Source organism: Natronorubrum thiooxidans, assembly GCF_900156475.1.
In the GTDB taxonomy this organism is placed as follows: Archaea; Halobacteriota; Halobacteria; order Halobacteriales; family Natrialbaceae; genus Natronorubrum; species Natronorubrum thiooxidans.
Window position 1 is genome coordinate 1 of the sequence record NZ_FTNR01000014.1, and the last position, 17,926, is coordinate 17,926.

Sequence of the window (17,926 nt, forward strand, 5' to 3'; positions counted from 1 at the left end):
ACGGGAACTATTACGGTTCCTGCAAAGTGCGTCATGGAAGCAGGAAGCCCCACCCTCAGCGAGCGCATTAGCGCGAGCAGGGTGGGGTAGTTCACACGACGCCAGTCGGACCTTCGATACCTCGATTTCGACCACCCCGAACAACTAGTGGCGACAGAAAGTTTTTGCCGTGTGGCCCACTACGGATTCGCATGCGCCGAGACGACCGCGACGAACCCTTCGACGACCTGTTCCGTGAGATCGAACGAATGATGAACGAAATGATGAACGGTGCCGACGCCAACGTCGAGTTCAACTCCTCGAGCAATGTGGACAACGGCTTCGGGATGGACACTCACGTCGATATTCACGAGACCGACGAGGCGGTCCGCGTCATCGCCGACCTGCCCGGTGTCGAGAAAGACAATATCGAACTCGAGTGCGACGGGAAGACGCTGACCATCTCCGCCTCGAGCGACCACCGCGAGTACGACGAACGCGTTTCGCTCCCCCAGCGTGTCAACGAACACACCGCATCCGCGACCTACAACAACGGGGTTCTCGAGGTCGTCTTCGACCTCGCAGAGCAGTCTTCGGATATCAGTCTCGAGTAACGTCGTTGCGTCGCGGTCGAAAGACAATTTTAGCGCGCAACTCGAAAACACACCGTCGGATTGACGCGAGCGGCTCTCGTCGTGTACGTTGGCTTACACCACAATCTTTGCAGCCAGCCAGCCAAGCGCCATTCCGCCCAGAACGACACTGCCCAGCAACAGCGCCGCGTTTGCCAACGCGTTCGGAACGAGTGCTGGTACCTGTCCGCTGACGAACATCATCACCGACACGCCAAGCAGGCCGACGATTCCCCCGATCCCTGCCACAGTCGGTGGATCCGGTGACGTCCCCGGGGAGGCCTCGGCTGTCGTGGTCGTCGACGCTGTCGAACTGTCGTCTGCCGTCGCTGGGTCCGTTTCCGTCTCGGGCTCTGAGTATGACGTCGTCGCCTCGTCCGCATCCGACTCGGCGGGTGACTCGTGATTCGAATCGGGCTCCGTCGACACATCGTCGTCTTCTCGCTCTGTCGTGTCGGTTTTTTCGTCCGTGCCGGGAGTTGGTTCGACAGCGAGGCTCGGCTCCTCGAGTTCCGACACCACGACATCTGTCGCGGTCGTTGGGCGTTTCGCGATCCAGTTTCGCCCCTCGGTAATGTCGTCGGTGATCAGCCGCTCGATGTCGTCATCGACTTGTTCCATGACGCTGTCGACGGACATCTTCGCGATGACCGACTCGGGATAGACGATGACGAGAGAATCAAGCCCCGCTTCGTCCGCCTGCGTCGCCCACTCAGTGATCGACCACAGTTTGTCCTCCTCGCTGATCGCCCCCTGATCGCGTGCATCGGCGTACATCTTGTTGGCCCCGGTGGCCTCGAGCAACTCGATACAGAGCTCCATATGCGCCCGGAAACTCTCGCTGGTCGCGAACCCGTGCCATCGGAGCAAGACGGCATCGAGCTCGTCGTCCCAACCAACAGTTCCGGCGTCCGTTCGACGATAGACGTTCTCTTGAACGAGAGTCATACCGACCGCTAACAAACCTGTATAAATATATCTACGCCAGGATATCAAATATAATAATGAGACAACTGTTGAGAGAATGACTATAAATAATGCAATTTTAGTTCCAATTCATCTATATCAACGCAAGATTGATAGTCAAGGTATTTGATGCACAACCATGAACACTGTACTCGACGGCGAAACGGCAGTTATTACAGGTGCCGCAAGTGGGATCGGTCGTGCAATTGCACTGACGTTTGCAGACGCAGGCGCAGACGTCGTCGTCGCAGACCTCCGTGAGGAGCCACGCCAGGGCGGTGTTCCAACACACGAACGGATCACCGACGAGACCGACGCCGAAGCGACGTACGTCGAGTGTGACGTCACCGATCAGATCGCACTCGAGGCAGCGATCGACGCCGCAGACGAGTTCGGCGGCCTTAGCATCATGGTGAACAACGCGGGCGTGTTCGGGCCGATGGGTTCGATCACGGAGATCTCCGTCGAAGACTACCGCGACCTGATGGCGATCAACCTCGACAGCGTCTTCGTCGGCTCGAAACTCGCCGCCGAGAAACTGATCGAGCAGGGCGAGGGTGGAGCGATCGTGAACATCTCGAGTCTCGCTGGGCTCCAGGGATACGGCGAAATCGCCCCCTACTGCACCGCAAAAGCCGGGATTCGGAACCTTACCTACTCGCTGGCCGACGATCTCGGCCCGCACGGTATTCGGGTCAACGCCATCCACCCCGGAGAGGTCGAGACGGCGCTGACGACCGAAGACTTCCCGATCGTCGGCACCGAACAGGAGGCGGCACTCAAACAGATGATCCCGCTCCAGAAACTCGCACAGCCGGAAGACGTCGCCAACGCGGCGCTGTTCCTCGCGAGCGACATGGCTGGCCACATCACGGCCGAGTCGCTGCTCGTCGACGGTGGCACGCGGAACACGAGCTAGGTTTCCTCACCGACACCGAGTGCGTATCGCCGCCGCTAACCGATCGTAGAAGTCCGGCTCGTACTTCGTCTCCTCGTCGATCGTCGGACGGGCGTTCGTCTCGTTTATGACCAGTCGATCGTCGGTCTCGAGCAGGTCCACGCCGAGAAACGAGATCTGGAGTTCGGTCGCAACCGACTCGGCAAGGGCACGCCACTGCTCGGGGAGGTCGACACCGGTTGCCGTCGCTCCGCGATGGACGTTGTGTTTCCACTGGCCCGCCGCGACCGCGTCGTCGGGAAGGCGACGCTCGACGGCGCCGACGTACTCTCCCTCGAGAACCATCACCCGGTAATCGGTCGCATCGGGCAGATACTCCTGGACGAGAAACGAGCGGTCGCCGGTCGCACGGTAGTCGTGGACCAGCGAGAGGTAGTCACAGATCCCCAAAAACGAATCGAGATCGTGGGCCTTCGCCACGCCGACGCCGCGCGTCGTCGAGTTCGGCTTAACGACGACCGGTGGGTCGAATCGATTGAAGACGTCGGCTAACTCCGCCTCCGAAACGTCGTTCGAGACGTAGACCGACTTCGGGACCGGCAGATCGGCCCGCTCGAGGCGAGCGAGCACTTCGGCCTTGTTTCGCGAGGTGAGGACCGCCTCGAGATCGTTGAGCCACGGCACCTCGAGGACGGCATCAGCTACCCCACCCTCCATGAGCCGGCCGGGATAGACATAGCCGACGTCGTACTCCTCGGGCGACCACGGTGCGTCCGCACCCAGCGCCACCACGCGCTCGCTAACGGGCACGTGCTGGGCACGGACTCCCCGTTCTGCAAGCGGGTCGCGCATCCGCTGGAACGTCTCCTGGTCGTTCGCGACCGCAAGCTCGATCATACACAGCAGTCGGGAGTGAGTGAATAAAAAGCTGCTCGAGACGCCAGTCGAAACAAGCGAACGGCTCTTTCGAAGCTGGTATCGACGATGCGGCGCTATCGCATCCGCAGCACAAAAGGTCGGTTCGGTTAGGCGATCAGCTGCTCTTCGCCCTTCTCGACGACGATTCGGCACGGCGGCGAGATCTTGTTGTAGGCACGGCGGAGCGCGTCCTTTGCGAACTCGGCGTCGTCGACGTCACACCAGATCGTAAAGATGCGCTCGCCGGAGCCCATTCGCGCGGCGGTGCCAACGATCTTCCCGAAGGACTGTCGCATCCCGTCGGAGACACGGTCTGCACCCGCACCCGTCGCCTGCTTGTTCTCTCGGATGACTTGGTGGGGGAACTTCCGGAGAATCATCTTGTAGTTGCCCTCACCGGCGTTTTTCAGCATGTGACGGTTGGCCGAGAGGCGCGAGGCCTCGAGGCTGCCGTGACGGAGCTGAACTTCTTCTTCGGTGATGAGGCTAATCTGGACGGGGTAGTCCTCTGCGTTGGCGCTGAGGTCGCCCATCTTGTGCTGTGCAATCTTCGAACCCGGGATGCCAGTAATGTATTCGCGGCGCGTGTAGGCCGGCTTACTGATTTCCCGATACATTGAGGCGGGTTTATCGGACATGGTTGTGGTTACTTACGAAAACGCAGGCCTACCGTGCGGATAAAGGCTTCGAAGCACGCGCTGAGAAGACCGGCCGAACGGGATGTATAAGCCGACCGATGGGGACGAAACTGTGGCTTCTGCAACAGAGGGTAACTTTCGCGCGGGTGCGCGAGGATCTCGAGCTACTCGAGGTGAGCGACACCCGTTGGTGGTAGGCGACGAGAGAACCATGTGGGGTGGAAAGTACCCGAAACCGACGACACGGCACGAGGAGGCGACAGAACAGCGACGGACTCCGACTCATACGGTCTGCTGTAATGATATACCGATGCAACCGCAGGGCGGTCGCGCCGGAAATGACTTCTAACAGACCGTCTCAGTTGTGCAGGACGTATTCGCTGCCGTCTTTCTCGATTAGCTCTTGCGTCGAGAGGGAGTTCAGGACGCTCAGAATCGAGATCTTCTTCATCGACAGGAGTTGGCCGAGCTCGTCGGCCGTCGCACCACCGGTCGCATCGATCGAGAGGTAGACGAGTTTGCCCTGTGGGGACTTAATTTCGGTTGGGAGGTCGTCGACCGCGGCGTCGGCGTGGGTCTGTTCCATCATTGTACTAACACCAACCACGAACTCCTGTATAAATCTATGGTGCAGTGGGTGCATATTGACTAGCGAGTAATAATGTGATTATATGTATTGTTGTGTGATATCACGGCCAACTGTCTCCGGCGGTACGACACCGAAGCATCGTTAGAAACCCGCTACGGCGGATAAAACCGTAATCATCACTGTGGTCTATGCGTTGTGTCGATCGACGGACTTCCCGTGTGTCCTCGAGGAGAACTAGCGAAGTCGTCGACTACCAGATCAATTAATGATATGAAACGTATGTATTACCATATATCACGTTCTGTTTACTGTGTATTAACATCGTTAGTCGATCTGCTGGAGAACACGATTCAACAGCGATTTCGGCTCCGCTCGAGTGTGACGAACGACTGGGAGAGGATCTGTGTAGGCGATGGCTGCACGGGTCGGCCTCGAGTTGCGAGAACCGGTCTCGACAGCCGAGGAAATAGCACACTGGCAGCGTGTTTAAGGCCTTCCCGCAGGTATACTATGGTATGATGAAGAGTTTCCGAATCGGCTCTCTATTCGGGATTCCGATCAAGTTGGATCTCACGTTCTTGCTGGTGTTGCCGCTGTTTGCCTATCTCATCGGCGCACAGATCGGTCCTGTCGTCGAGATCCTCAACACGAGCATGAACGCCGGAATCGACGCTGGAGCGCTCACGACCGAGTGGTGGCTGCCGTACGTCGTCGGCCTTACTGCGGCGATCGGGCTGTTCGTCGGCGTCGTGCTCCACGAACTCGGTCACTCGCTGACGGCCCAGCGATACGGGTTCCCGATCGACTCGATTACACTCTGGCTGTTCGGTGGGATTGCCGCGCTCTCCGAGATGCCCGAAGACTGGAAACAGGAGTTCAACATCGCGATTGCCGGTCCGATTGTCTCCGTACTCGTCGGCATCGCGTCGTATGTGCTCTTTTCTATTACCCCCGAGGCGTTCAGCGGGACACGGTTCGTGCTCGGCTATCTCGCCGTGTTGAACGTCGCACTCGCGATCTTCAACATGATCCCGGCGTTTCCGATGGACGGCGGACGAATCCTTCGCGCACTGCTCGCTCGCGGGCAGCCGTACGCGAAAGCGACTCAACAGGCCGCAGGCATCGGGAAGTTCTTTGCAATCCTGATGGGCCTGTTTGGCCTGCTTTCGGTCAACATCATTCTCATCGGTGTCGCCTTCTTCGTTTACATCGCCGCCTCGAGTGAGGCCCAGCAGGTGACGATGAAAGCCGCCTTCCAGGACGTTACTGTCGGCGATATTATGACCCCGGCCGGTGATCTCCACACTGTCGAACCCGAAACCCCGATTTCGACGCTCATCCAGCGGATGTTCACCGAACGGCACACGGGGTATCCGGTCATCGGACAGGATATATCCGGAGGCCAACGGCTCATCGGCCTCGTCACGCTCTCGGATGCTCGCGGGATCGATCCGGTCGAGCGTGACGCCTACACGGTCGAGGACGTGATGACAACCGATCTGCAAACGATCTCGGCGGGTTCGGATGCCATGACCGCGATCGAACGAATGCAAAAACACGGTATCGGTCGCTTGCTCGTCGTCGATAGCGACCACCGTGCCGCCGACCGTTTGCACGACGAACCGCCGCGCGACGACGACGAACTCGTCGGCCTGATCTCGCGGTCGGACGTGATGACTGCCTTCGATATCGTCCAAAAAAGCGGCTCGGTTAATCCAGTTGGCCAACCACGAACCGCGGATTGAACGAATGATAAACCGGCAATATGGGCCGTAACGGCCGTCTCGAGCACCGAGACCAACATTCTTAACCGCAGTCGGGGCTGACGCTTCGTCGATGCCACCGGCCATCGAGACCGTCGATCTCGTCAAGGAGTACGGCGATTTGCGCGCTCTGCAGGAGCTTTCACTGACCGTCGAAGAGGGTGAGTTCTTCGGCTTGCTCGGCCCCAACGGCGCGGGCAAGACGACGTTTATCAACACGCTGGTTGGACTGGTCCGCAAGACCGGCGGCGAGGCACGAGTCTTCGGCCACGACGTTGAAGACGACTACCGGCAGGCCCGTGATGCGATCGGGCTTGCGCCACAGGAGTTCAACGTCGATCGGTTTTTCCCAATTCGGGAAGTCCTGATGCACAAGGCCGGCTACCACGGAATCCCGGAAGCCGAGGCCGGGGAGCGTGCCGACGAGGTGCTCAAACGCGTCGGCATCTACGATAAGCGAAACGAACGCTTCGACTGGCTCTCTGGCGGGATGAAACGCAGATTGCTACTCGCGCGAGCGCTCGTGACCGAACCCGATCTGCTGATCCTCGACGAGCCGACGGCGGGCGTCGACGTCCAACTTCGACACGATCTCTGGGAGCTCGTTACCGAACTCAACGAGGAGGGGACGACGATCCTCCTGACGACCCACTACATCGAAGAGGCCGAACGCCTCTGTGATCGGGTCGCGATCATGAATGAGGGCCGAAAGGTAACCGTCGCGACGCCTGACGAACTGAAGACCCGCGGTACGGATACGATCTCGGTACAACTCGAGTCCACACCAGCCGTTGCACCCGATCTCAAGGCCTACGCACATGACACGAGGGTCTCCGGGGACCACCTCAAGGTGCGCGTCGACGACGGCGGCTCGATTGCGCCCCGCCTGCTTAATGACCTCGAGGCGATGGGCTACGAGATCACCGACCTCGAGATCTCCCGGACCTCGCTCGAGGAGATCTTCGTCGATCTGACGAGAAGCGAGGATCGGACGGTGACTCGTTCGTCGGCCACAACCGAAACCGACGAGGAAACGAGCGAACGCGACGCCAAGCGAGAACAGGAGGGGGTCGCCTGATGTTCTCTGTCGGCTTCCGGGCGCTGTTCCGGCGTGAACTGCTCCGATTTATCCGTCGGCCGAAGAACACGTTCATGCCGCCGGCGATCACGAACGTGCTCTACTTCGCCGTCTTCGGGGTTATTCTGGGCGGCCGGATCGACGAACCGGTTGCGGGGATCGGGTACATCCTCTTTCTCATCCCGGGACTCATCGTACTCGGAACCATCTCGAACGCCTTCGAGAACGCCTCGTTCTCGATCTTCCATGGCCGATGGAACGAGTACATCCACGAGACGCTGACCTCGCCGCTCTCCTATGCCGAGATGGTCGTCGCCTACATCGGTGCCAGTGCGGTCCGCGGACTGATCGTCGGCACCATCATCGCCATCATCGGCCGCCTGTTCGTCCCGATTTCGATCGAGCACGGCCTATTCCTCGTCGCGACGATGGTCGTCATCGCGTCACTCTTTGCTGGCCTGGGGATCATTGGCGGACTGGTCGCGAGAGACTTTGACGACCTCACCGTGATGAACCAGTTCATCCTCCGGCCGCTGGTCTTCTTTGGCGCGGTCTTTTACTCGCTGACCATGCTCCCCGCGACCTGGCAGTACGTCTCGCTGTTGAATCCGATGGTCTACATGGTCGATAGCGTCCGATACGGCTTGCTGGGGTATTCGGACATGCTCGAGGTCGCGCCGGAAGCCTACGCCGAGTTCGCACCGTACGCCTCACTCGGCGTGCTGATCGCGCTCACCGGAGCCGTCATCGCACTCGACGTCTACCTGTTCAAAATCGGTTACGGGCTGACGGACTAAGCGACGCTGCTCGAGCTCTCGATACCGGTTCGAAGCCGAACCGATCTCGAACGACGCTACGACTCGTACTCTGCGACTTTGACGAGCTGTTTCCCGATGTTCTCGCCCTCGAACAGCCCCAGGAACGCGTCGGGGGCGTTCTCGAATCCCTCGACGACGTTTTCGCGGTACTGGAGGTCACCGTCTCGGATGAACCCCGAGAGACGCTCGAGCGCCTCGCCCCAGCGCCCCTCGTAGTCGCTGACGAGGAATCCCTCGACGCGGGCGCGACTCTCGATGAGTTTGCCGAGCTTTCGCGGTCCGGTCGGGACGTCGGTCTCGTTGTAGAGGGCGATCTGCCCGCAGACGGCGACGCGGGCACGGATGTTCAGCCGGGGCCAGACGGCGTCCGTGATGGGGCCACCGACATTGTCGAAGTAGACGTCGATTCCGTCCGGACAGGCGTCGTCGACCGCACTCGAGAGGTCGTCGGTTGTCTTGTAGTTGATCGCGGCGTCGAAGCCGAGGTCGTCGGTGAGCCACGCGACTTTCGCCTCGCTGCCGGCCGTGCCGACCACGCGCGCGCCACTGAGTTGTGCGAGTTGGCCGACGACGGAGCCGACTGCACCGGCCGCGGCGGAGACGACGACCGTATCGCCGGGTGTCGGCTCGGCGACGTCGAGCAGTCCGAAGTAGGCCGTGACGCCGGGCATGCCGAGGACACCGAGGGCTGTCGAGATCGGGCCGTGCTCCGGGTGTACCTGCCGGAGTTCGTCCGCGTCCGCGACAGCGTGTTCCGCCCACAGGAGGTCTCCCGTGACGATATCGCCGGCCGAGAACGCGGCAGCGTTGGACTCTATGACTTCGCCGACGACGCCGGCCCGCATCGGCTCGCCGACGTCCCAGGGCTCAGCGTACGACTCCGCGTCGCGCATCCGGCCGCGCATGTAGGGATCAACTGACTGATACAGCGTGCGAACGAGGACCTCGTTTGGCCCAGGGACGGGACGGTCGACGGTCACGAGGTCGAAGTTTGCTTGGGTCGGTTCGCCGACTGGACGGCTCGCAAGTCGCCACTGTCTGGTCGTTGCCATACGCACGCATGGATGCTCGGGAACGTGAATATTCGGCTCCCGGAACCGGATTCTCTTCGAGTTCAGCATCTAGGCAGGGTCTAAACGACGCCGTGACACGTGCACAAAGAGCAACCGTTTTGACGGCCATCCACCATGTCGTTCGTATGGGCGCAGATCACGACGTACTAGACGCGTTACTCGCAGGAAACGAGCGCCACGTAGCGGGACTCCCAGACGACTACTTTGCGGCGGTACAGGACGGCCAACACCCCGACGTCGTCTCCGTCTGCTGTTCGGACTCCCGTGTCCCACAGGAACGAATGTGGGGTGTAGACGATCCGGGAACGGTCTTTACCCCCAGCAATATCGGTAATCAGGTCTGGGACGAGGACGACGGCGAGCAGATCGTCGACGGCGGACTGCTGTATCCGATCGCACACACCGGAACCACGGTCGCAGCCGTCGTCGGTCACACCGGCTGTGGTGCCGTCACCGCAGCCTACAACGCCGCAACCGACGGCGAACTCCCCGGCCCGCGGGGCGTCGACAAGTGGGTCGAACAGCTCGTTCCGGTGATCGAAGAGGGCCTCGAGAGCGACCTGATCGACGCCGATGCCAACGACGAGACGGTCATCAACCAGCTCGTCGAGTACAACGTCGACTATCAGACACGGTTCCTTCGTGCGGCCGACGACGTCCCTGACGAGGTCGACGTCTACGGCTTCGTCTACGATTTTCAGGGGATCTACGGTGACGAACCCGGCCGGACGTATCTGGTGAATATCAACGGCGAGACGGATCCTGAAGCGATCGCAGCGGAGCTTCCCGAGGAGTACGAAGCGGTGACGGACAGCCTCCTCCACTGATACGGTCTGCTGTACCGAGTTACCGCCGATCACCGACCCGTCTCTGGTGATCGGCGGTAATTGACGACAGCAGTCCGTATGAGAGCGACGCCAAAGGCGTCGGTTTCAGTCTCGACGTTCGAGACCTCGAAACGCAGTCGAGAGCACCTGTGTCGGTAGCGTTTTGCCGCTCGCAGTAAAACGGTTGGCTATGCGAGCGTTCCTCGAGTCCGATACGGGATTTTATTACGTTATTGGCCTCTTTACGATTGGTGTGTTTCTCGTGGCGCTGGCGGCGCTAGCAGTGGTCAGTCCTGCCGGCATCGGTGCAGCCGAACTGGGTGGCCTCATCGTCGGCTTTCTGGTGTTTATGCTGGTGTATTTCGTCTCGATGGCGGTCCATCGCCTCGAGGAACGAGACGGGCCATGACCGCTCTCCAAAATCGCCGATATAGTCCCTGAAACCCCAATAGCGCCCGATATCGGCACTTGCGGCGAGTCGCAGGCTTTATGCATATACGGCCACTCTATCCAAAAGCAATGGCGAAAGGAACCGTTGATTTCTTCAACGACACTGGCGGCTACGGATTCATCGAGACTGAGGACGCGGACGACGACGTGTTCTTCCACATGGAAGACATCGGCGGCCCGGACCTTGAGGAAGGACAGGAGCTTGAGTTCGATATCGAGCAGGCCCCCAAGGGCCCGCGCGCGACGAACGTCGAGCGCCTGTAAGGCGAATTCGCGGTAGTATCGGCACTTGATTGCAGTATTTTACACCGGTGAGCGACAGCGCTCCGTTGTTGAGGTCCACCGAACGTTTAGTATCTCCACCGTCCACGGATAGACATGCACACCACTGACGACGGCTCCCACGTGCTCCGACGTGGCGACGAGATCGAGTACGAGTCTGTCGACGCCGCTGATGGCCTCGAGAAAGGCGTTCTGATCGACGAGAGCGACGGCGCGCCGACGTTCGCGATCCGGCGGTTCGTCCTCGAGGCCGGCGCGACGGTGCCAGAACACACCAACGAGGTCGAACACGAGCAGTACGTCCTCGAGGGCGAGTACACGGTCGGTATCGGCGATGTGCCAAAGGCACATCGAGCAGACGGCAACGCCGTCGACGGTGACGAGGAGTATACGGTCGAAGCGGGTGACTCGCTGTATATTCCCGCCGGAACCGTCCACTGGTATCGCAACGACGGGGATCGAGACGGCGCGTTCCTCTGTGCTGTTCCCAACGGCGACGACGAGATCGAACTGCTCGAGTAACGACGCCCGCGTGGTGGTCGTCGGCACACGTCGCCGGCCTCGAATGCGAGAGGACTCGGACGGGACGACCGTCGGCGAGCACTCGTCTCGAACCACAACTACTAAACACCTTTTAGGTGCACCTAAATGTAATGCGAGAAGCGAAGTCGATGGGTGAACACGCGCCTACCCGACAGCGGGATGGGTGGGTGACGGGAACGCTCATCGTGTTTTGTTTGGCGAGTACGGTCGTTACGATCGTTGCCGGACTGATACAGGTGAGTTTCGGGGAGTACTCGATGACGTTCGGCGAGGCCTGGAGGGCGGTTTTTAACCCCGATGTCGTCTTCGATCTCGACGCGTGGTCGGCGTTCCTGTTCGGTACCGACCTGCCGGAGATGGACACCGGAAGTGTCGTTGTCTGGACCCTCCGGCTCCCACGGGTGTTCGTCGGCATTATCGCTGGCGCGACGCTTGCGGTCTCCGGTGCGATCTTTCAAGCCGTGACGCGCAACGAACTGGCGAGTCCGTTCGTACTCGGCGTCAGCTCAGGCGCTGGGTTCGCCGTTCTGGCAACACTCGTCGTCTTCAGCGGCCTCTCACCGTTTCTACCACTGATCGCTGCCCTCGGTGGGACGTTCGCGTTCGCAGTCGTCTACACGATCGCCTGGAAGGGAGGGACCAATCCCGTTCGACTCGTGCTCGCGGGCGTCATTGTCAACATGGTCTTCCAGTCGCTTCAGCAGGGACTGTTCTTTTTCGCGGACGATCTGGGTGTCGTCCAGACGGCGATCGCCTGGCTTACGGGCTCGCTCACGGGAACCGGCTGGGGGGAGGTCAGGATCGCGCTCCTGCCGGCGATCGTCGCGGTCGCGATCGCGCTCGCCGGCTCGAGACAGCTGAACGTCCTCATGCTAGGCGAGCGAACCGCCCAATCGCTCGGGATGCGCGTCGAACGGGTCCGCTTTTTCCTCTCGGCCGTCGCGATCTTGGCCGCGAGCGTCGCGATCGCCATTGCGGGGGTCGTGAGCTTCTTCGGCCTCGTCGTTCCCCACATCGTTCGGAACACTGTCGGCGGGGATTATCGGCGGCTGATGGTCGGCTGTCTGTTCGCCGGCCCGGCACTGATGGTCACCGCCGACGTCGGCGCACGTCTCGCACTGGACGGCATCCAGATGCCCGTCGGCGTCGTGACCGGGCTGATCGGGGGCCCGTACTTCCTGTATCTGATGCGGAAACAGCAATCGATGGGTGAGCTATAATGGACCACACACGACAGGAGATGGACCGCGAACGGGAACAGAAACGCATCACCGACGAAGACGGTGTCGCCGTCGAAAGCGCCCTCGTCGGCGACGACCTCGAACTCAGCTATCCGACGAGCGAGGAGACGATCGTCGACTGTGCTCGCCTCGACGTTCCCGAGGGTGCGGTCACCGCCCTCGTCGGCCCGAACGGCAGCGGGAAGTCGACGCTTCTGAAGGCGCTCTCGAACCACCTCGAGCCGGAAGCGGGAACAGTTCGGATCCACGACGAGGACCTCGAGTCGTTCAGCCAAAAGGAGCTGGCACGCGAGCTGGGCGTCCTCTCGCAGGAAAACGACTCGCTCGGCTCGATCACCGTCGAAGACCTCGTCTACCACGGACGCTATCCGCATCGGGGCTTTTTTGACGGAGTCAGTGACGAGGACCACGAAGCGGTCGAACGCGCGATCGAGTTGGCCGGTATCGAACACATTCGGAGCGCCGAACTCGGACAGCTAAGCGGCGGCCAGAAACAACTGGCCTGGATCGCCATGGTACTAGCACAGGAGACAGACGTCCTGTTGCTCGACGAGCCGACGACGTTTCTTGACGTCCACCACCAGTTTCGCGTCCTCGAGACGATTCGCCAACTCAACGAGGAAAAAGGCGTCACCGTCGCCGTCATTCTCCATGACATCTCGCAGGCGGCCCGCTTTGCGGACTACCTGATCGCGATGTGTGACGGCGAACTGTACGACTGGGGCCCGCCCGAGGAGGTGGTAACCGAAACGCTGCTTGCGGACGTCTTCGGCGTCGAGGCCACCGTCAGATGCGAACCCGAGTTACAGGTGCTACCCAAACGAGCGCTTCCGAATCGGAACTGAAGTGCTGCTTTTCGGAACGTTTTTATACTTTTAGGCCAGCCTAAAAATCGATGAACGACCAACGGTGCTGGACGAGACGGAACGTCCTTCGAATGGGTGGGGTAGCCGCCGTCGGCAGTGCGATGGCCGGCTGTCTCGACGATGGCGGAAGTGACGACGGGGATGCGTCGAATGACGCTGCTGGAACGATTTCGATGCAGCCGGTCGGTGACGTCGAGTTCGATAGCGTGCCGGAGACGTGGGTGGCCAACAACGGTAGCTGGGCCGACATGGGGATTGCGCTAGGTCAGCAGCCGCCGGAGGCCGTCTGGATGCCCTCGCGGTACCACACTCACTACTACGACCAAATTCCCGACGTCAGCGTCGACATCGACGAGATCGACGCCTTATACAGCGACGGCGTCGATAAGGAGAAGTTCTACGAGTATCAGGCAGATGTCCACGTCATCGACCCCAACTTCCTGCAGAACCGATTCGAAGGCTGGGACGAAGAGGACATCGAGAACGTCGAGCAGATCGCCCCCTTCTTCGGTAACAGCATCTTCTCGCGAGGCTATCCGTGGCACGAGGACTACGAGTACCTCACGCTGTACGAGGCCTTCGAGAAGCTATCGCAAGTGTTCCAGGAAGAAGACCGCTACGAGGCGTTCAAGACCCTCAACGATGAGTTCCAGTCGACGCTCGAGGATGTCGTGTCAGCCGAAGACAAACGGCCGTCGGTTGCCATCATGTGGCCCAACGGTGACGGTACGTTCCTTCCGTACCTCATCGACGAGGGGACGAGTTTCAAACAGTGGCGCGACCTCGGCGTCACCGACGCGCTCGCCGAGACCAATGTCGATGACTTCCACAGCGGCGGCGGGCAGATCGACTACGAGACGCTGCTCGAGATCGATCCCGACGTCATCCTGTGTCGCGGGCAGGAAGCGAAGAGCGCCCAGGAGTTCCAGGACAGCGTCGTCGCGAACATGGACGCGGACAACGCCGGCAGCCAGCTGACGGCCGTCGAAAACGGCGACGTTTACCGCGGTGGCCCGCTCTATCAGGGCCCGATCACGAACCTCGTCGTCACCCAGCGCGCGGCCGAGCAGGTCTACGGCGTCGACGAACAGCTGTACGATCCACAGGCAGTCAGCGACATCGTCAACGGATCGTTATAGACGATCTGATCTCTCATACGGTCTGCTGTACCGAGTTCCCGCCGATTACCAGAGACGGGGTCGGTGATCGGCGGGAATTGACGACAGCAGTCCGTATCATTGCTTCTGACTCGAGTGTGTGTCCTCTCCTCCATAGCCGTTCTCGAATACCCTGTGCATCCCGCTCAGTTGTTGGCGACGACCCACAGCCGAGCACTCGCCCGGCCAAGCGTTATGCCACCCCATGTTGACTGTCCGATATGGGCGCGCTACAGGATACCGAGGCAACCCGACGCTGGTTCAATCTCCTCGCACCGGGCTACGACGCCGTCGTGCCGTCGCTGTTCTGGCCGGCCTCGCTCCAGCAGGCAGCGATCGACCGACTCGAGCTCGCGTCGGCGGATCGAGTGCTCGACATCGGCTGTGGGACCGGCGAGACGATCGCCCAGTTGAATACGGACGCGTCAACAGTCCACGGCCTCGATCTGAGTCGGCCACAGCTCGAGACCGCTGTAAATAAAACGCACCTCGAGGACGCCCGATTCGTTCGCGGGGATGCCTGTGCGCTCCCGTACGCGGACGAGACGTTCGACTGTGTGGTCTCGATCGGTTCGATCCTCTACTGGTCCGATCCTGTCGAGGCGCTCCGGGAGGCCCACCGGGTCACGAAACCGGGCGGCGAGCTACTGCTGCTCGGGTTCAATCGCCGATCGCCGTCGTGGTGGAACCCGATTCAAAACGCGCAGGACGGCATCGCCGAGGCGCTGTTTTTCCGGTACGACCGCGAAGAGGGGACGACACTCGTTCGGTCGGCCGGCTGGACCGACCCCACCCACGAGGTGACCGGGCCCGTCTGGGGCCCCGATCTCGTGCTCGCTACGACAGCACGGAAAGCCGAGTCCGGGGCGCACTGACTCTCATCGCGATCCGCGCTGTTCGACGTTTCGAACCGCTCAAGTACGACGACCGACTATGACTATCCAGTGTCGAAGCAGGTCCAGCAGGTCGAAACGATCTTTTGTCACGAGATCGGTGACGATTATCTCGTGGTGGTCGAGCGCGACGGACAGCGGCTGTTCCGGGCAAAGCTCGGACTGTCGGAAACGTCGGCTGGTCCCCGTCCCGCGAAGTTCCGGCTCAAAGACGGCTCAAGCGAAGAGCCCCGCCAGCCCGACGAGTTCATCGAACTCGCCCGTCGAGCCAAGCGGATTCGAATTTCGGAGCAGACCTCGCGACAGGGTCGCCAGGAACTCATGGAGATGCTCAGCGGGTACCAACTCGAGGACAAGGCCAAGGCCGTCCGGACCTGTCGGTACTGTGCCTCTGCGGGTCGGTACTCGCCGATCACCACCGAAACAGCCGTCAAAGACGACAACGACTGGATCTGCCAGGACTGTGCACGGCAGGAACTCGAGCGCCAACTGTCGTATTCCGGCGGCGGCGCGGTCACCGGCGCGGCCAAAGACCGCCTCGAGGAGCTCATGCTCGAGGTCCAGGATTTAGAGCGGATCGTCAACCTGTTGAAAGGCCAGCTCGATCCCGATCTGACGAAGTTCGATACCATCTCGGCGACGACCGACGAGGTCGATCCCGTGCGTGTGGACTCGCTGAACCTCCATCCCGGCTTGCAGGGGCTGCTCGAGGACCGCTTCGAGACTCTCCTCCCGGTCCAGAGTCTCGCAGTCGAGAACGGCCTGTTCGACGGTGAGGACCAGCTCGTGGTGTCGGCGACGGCGACCGGGAAGACCCTCGTCGGCGAGATGACCGGGCTCAACCGCGTCCTAAACGGGAAGGGGAAAATGCTCTTTCTCGTGCCCCTCGTCGCACTCGCAAACCAGAAATACGAGGACTTTCAGGACGAGTACGGCCATCTCGTCGACGTCTCCATTCGCGTGGGCGCGAGCCGAATTAGCGACAACGGCAACCAGTTCGATCCCAACGCCGACGTGATCGTCGGCACCTACGAAGGGATCGACCACGCCCTGCGGACCGGCAAGGACATGGGCGATATCGGGACCGTCGTCATCGACGAAGTCCACACGCTCAAAGAAGACGACCGCGGCCACCGGCTCGACGGGCTCATCTCGCGGCTCAAGTACACCTGCGAACAACGCGCGACGCGCCGCGACGAGTACGGCGGCGCACAGTGGGTCTATCTTTCGGCGACTGTCGGCAACCCCGAGCAGCTCGGGGCGGCCCTCGAGTCGACGCTCATCGAGTTCGAGGAGCGCCCAGTGCCGATCGAACGCCACGTGACGTTCGCCGACGGGCAAGAGAAAGTCCGGATCGAGAACAAACTCGTCAGACGCGAGTTCGATACGGAGTCCTCGAAAGGCTATCGCGGCCAGACAATCATCTTTACCAACTCACGGCGACGCTGTCACGAGATCAGCCGGAAACTCGAGTACTCCGCCGCGCCGTATCACGCTGGCCTCGATTACAAGCGCCGCAAGGAGGTCGAGCGCAAGTTCGGCGAGCAAGAACTTTCCGCGGTCGTGACGACCGCCGCGCTCGCAGCGGGAGTCGACTTCCCGGCTTCGCAGGTTATTTTCGACTCGCTGGCGATGGGCATCGAGTGGCTTTCGGTCCAGGAGTTCCACCAGATGCTCGGCCGTGCGGGTCGCCCCGACTACCATGACAAGGGGACCGTGTACGTCCTCGTCGAACCCGACTGTGCCTACCACAACTCCATGGAGATGAGCGAGGACGAGGTCGCGTTCAAACTCCTGAAAGGTGACATGGAGTCGGTGATGACCCACTACGACGAGGCCGCCGCAATCGAGGAAACGCTGGCGAACATCACCGTCGGTGGCAAGGCCGCAAAGAGGCTCAACGACCGGATGCTCGGCGACGTGCCGACGAAACACGCCATCGGGAAACTCCTGCAGTACGACTTCATCGACGGCTTCGAACCGACACCGCTGGGGCGGGTGATAACTGAACACTTCTTAGAACCCAGCGAAGCGTTCACCCTCGTCGATGGGATCCGAAAGGACGCCCATCCCTACGAACTCATCGCGGATATCGAGCTTCGCGACGCGGATCTGTAATCGCTCGAGGCCGTCACACTGCCCTGCTCGAGAAACGTGGACGCGAGTTCGAGTTTTCGGAACGAAGCTGACCACTGACCGTCAGTACACAGTCGCCTCTGTTGGTACTATCGACCGCCGAGCGGTGAGATGGTCTGCTGGTACGGTGTCCGGCGCACCTGCAGGGCGGATTGGGGTGTACCGGCACTGACTGCCAG

General features: G+C 60.9%; 19 protein-coding genes. 14 read left to right on the forward strand and 5 right to left on the reverse strand.

Annotated features, from left to right (window positions below):
• Positions 1-191: 191 nt before the first annotated feature.
• Positions 192-593 carry an Hsp20/alpha crystallin family protein gene (locus tag BW940_RS16320; protein ID WP_076610282.1) on the forward strand — a complete coding sequence of 134 codons (402 nt, stop codon included), beginning with the start codon at positions 192-194 and terminating at the stop codon, positions 591-593.
• A 93-nt stretch (positions 594-686) separates the two neighbouring features.
• Here the strand turns inward: BW940_RS16320 and BW940_RS16325 are convergent, their stop codons facing one another.
• Positions 687-1,559, reverse strand: coding sequence for a hypothetical protein (locus tag BW940_RS16325; protein ID WP_076610283.1), 873 nt, complete (start codon positions 1,557-1,559; stop codon positions 687-689).
• Between the two features lie 157 nt (positions 1,560-1,716).
• On the opposite strand from BW940_RS16325, the gene BW940_RS16330 reads away from it, so the two are divergent.
• Positions 1,717-2,496 (forward strand): SDR family oxidoreductase, encoded by a 780-nt coding sequence (locus tag BW940_RS16330; protein WP_076610284.1) that lies wholly within the window; start codon positions 1,717-1,719, stop codon positions 2,494-2,496.
• A gap of 6 nt (positions 2,497-2,502) precedes the next feature.
• On the opposite strand, the gene BW940_RS16335 is transcribed toward BW940_RS16330, so the two are convergent.
• The 3 genes from BW940_RS16335 to BW940_RS16345 all read right to left on the reverse strand — a co-directional run bounded on the left by BW940_RS16335 (position 2,503) and on the right by BW940_RS16345 (position 4,620).
• On the reverse strand, positions 2,503-3,372 hold the full coding sequence (locus BW940_RS16335) for an ATP-grasp domain-containing protein (protein ID WP_076610285.1): 870 nt from the start codon (positions 3,370-3,372) through the stop codon (positions 2,503-2,505).
• A 128-nt stretch (positions 3,373-3,500) separates the two neighbouring features.
• Positions 3,501-4,031 (reverse strand): 50S ribosomal protein L16, encoded by a 531-nt coding sequence (locus BW940_RS16340; protein ID WP_076610286.1) that lies wholly within the window; start codon positions 4,029-4,031, stop codon positions 3,501-3,503.
• Between the two features lie 358 nt (positions 4,032-4,389).
• The gene (locus BW940_RS16345; RefSeq protein WP_076610287.1) at positions 4,390-4,620 is read right to left on the reverse strand and encodes a MarR family transcriptional regulator; all 231 of its coding nucleotides are present in this window, start codon (positions 4,618-4,620) and stop codon (positions 4,390-4,392) included.
• 515 nt (positions 4,621-5,135) lie between these two features.
• On the opposite strand from BW940_RS16345, the gene BW940_RS16350 reads away from it, so the two are divergent.
• The 3 genes from BW940_RS16350 (at position 5,136) to BW940_RS16360 (ending at position 8,258) form a co-directional block, all read left to right on the forward strand.
• Positions 5,136-6,365, forward strand: a complete 1,230-nt coding sequence (locus BW940_RS16350; protein ID WP_076610288.1) for a site-2 protease family protein — start codon at positions 5,136-5,138, stop codon at positions 6,363-6,365.
• 91 nt (positions 6,366-6,456) lie between these two features.
• Positions 6,457-7,461, forward strand: a complete 1,005-nt coding sequence (locus BW940_RS16355; RefSeq protein ID WP_076610289.1) for an ABC transporter ATP-binding protein — start codon at positions 6,457-6,459, stop codon at positions 7,459-7,461.
• Positions 7,461-8,258, forward strand: a complete 798-nt coding sequence (locus BW940_RS16360) for an ABC transporter permease (protein ID WP_076610290.1) — start codon at positions 7,461-7,463, stop codon at positions 8,256-8,258. Before BW940_RS16355 ends, BW940_RS16360 begins: the two co-directional genes overlap by 1 nt.
• A gap of 56 nt (positions 8,259-8,314) precedes the next feature.
• On the opposite strand, the gene BW940_RS16365 is transcribed toward BW940_RS16360, so the two are convergent.
• Positions 8,315-9,331 carry an NADP-dependent oxidoreductase gene (locus tag BW940_RS16365; protein WP_076610291.1) on the reverse strand — a complete coding sequence of 339 codons (1,017 nt, stop codon included), beginning with the start codon at positions 9,329-9,331 and terminating at the stop codon, positions 8,315-8,317.
• Between the two features lie 146 nt (positions 9,332-9,477).
• Between BW940_RS16365 and BW940_RS16370 the strand changes: the two genes are divergently transcribed.
• The 9 genes from BW940_RS16370 to BW940_RS16410 all read left to right on the forward strand — a co-directional run bounded on the left by BW940_RS16370 (position 9,478) and on the right by BW940_RS16410 (position 17,729).
• Positions 9,478-10,179 carry a carbonic anhydrase gene (locus tag BW940_RS16370; protein ID WP_076610292.1) on the forward strand — a complete coding sequence of 234 codons (702 nt, stop codon included), beginning with the start codon at positions 9,478-9,480 and terminating at the stop codon, positions 10,177-10,179.
• A 190-nt stretch (positions 10,180-10,369) separates the two neighbouring features.
• Complete coding sequence (locus BW940_RS16375) at positions 10,370-10,588, forward strand: hypothetical protein (protein ID WP_076610293.1); 219 nt, start codon at positions 10,370-10,372, stop codon at positions 10,586-10,588.
• 110 nt (positions 10,589-10,698) lie between these two features.
• Positions 10,699-10,893 carry a cold-shock protein gene (locus BW940_RS16380; protein ID WP_005554588.1) on the forward strand — a complete coding sequence of 65 codons (195 nt, stop codon included), beginning with the start codon at positions 10,699-10,701 and terminating at the stop codon, positions 10,891-10,893.
• A 114-nt stretch (positions 10,894-11,007) separates the two neighbouring features.
• Positions 11,008-11,433, forward strand: coding sequence for a cupin domain-containing protein (locus BW940_RS16385; protein ID WP_076610294.1), 426 nt, complete (start codon positions 11,008-11,010; stop codon positions 11,431-11,433).
• A 131-nt stretch (positions 11,434-11,564) separates the two neighbouring features.
• Positions 11,565-12,674, forward strand: a complete 1,110-nt coding sequence (locus BW940_RS16390; protein WP_076610295.1) for a FecCD family ABC transporter permease — start codon at positions 11,565-11,567, stop codon at positions 12,672-12,674.
• On the forward strand, positions 12,674-13,540 hold the full coding sequence (locus BW940_RS16395) for an ABC transporter ATP-binding protein (protein ID WP_076610296.1): 867 nt from the start codon (positions 12,674-12,676) through the stop codon (positions 13,538-13,540). Before BW940_RS16390 ends, BW940_RS16395 begins: the two co-directional genes overlap by 1 nt.
• Before the next feature lie 50 nt (positions 13,541-13,590).
• Positions 13,591-14,700 carry an ABC transporter substrate-binding protein gene (locus BW940_RS16400; RefSeq protein WP_076610297.1) on the forward strand — a complete coding sequence of 370 codons (1,110 nt, stop codon included), beginning with the start codon at positions 13,591-13,593 and terminating at the stop codon, positions 14,698-14,700.
• A gap of 239 nt (positions 14,701-14,939) precedes the next feature.
• Complete coding sequence (locus tag BW940_RS16405; RefSeq protein ID WP_076610298.1) at positions 14,940-15,593, forward strand: class I SAM-dependent methyltransferase; 654 nt, start codon at positions 14,940-14,942, stop codon at positions 15,591-15,593.
• Between the two features lie 69 nt (positions 15,594-15,662).
• A complete protein-coding gene (locus tag BW940_RS16410; protein ID WP_076610299.1) occupies positions 15,663-17,729 on the forward strand; it encodes a DEAD/DEAH box helicase in 2,067 nt (688 codons plus the stop codon).
• Positions 17,730-17,926 lie beyond the last annotated feature (197 nt).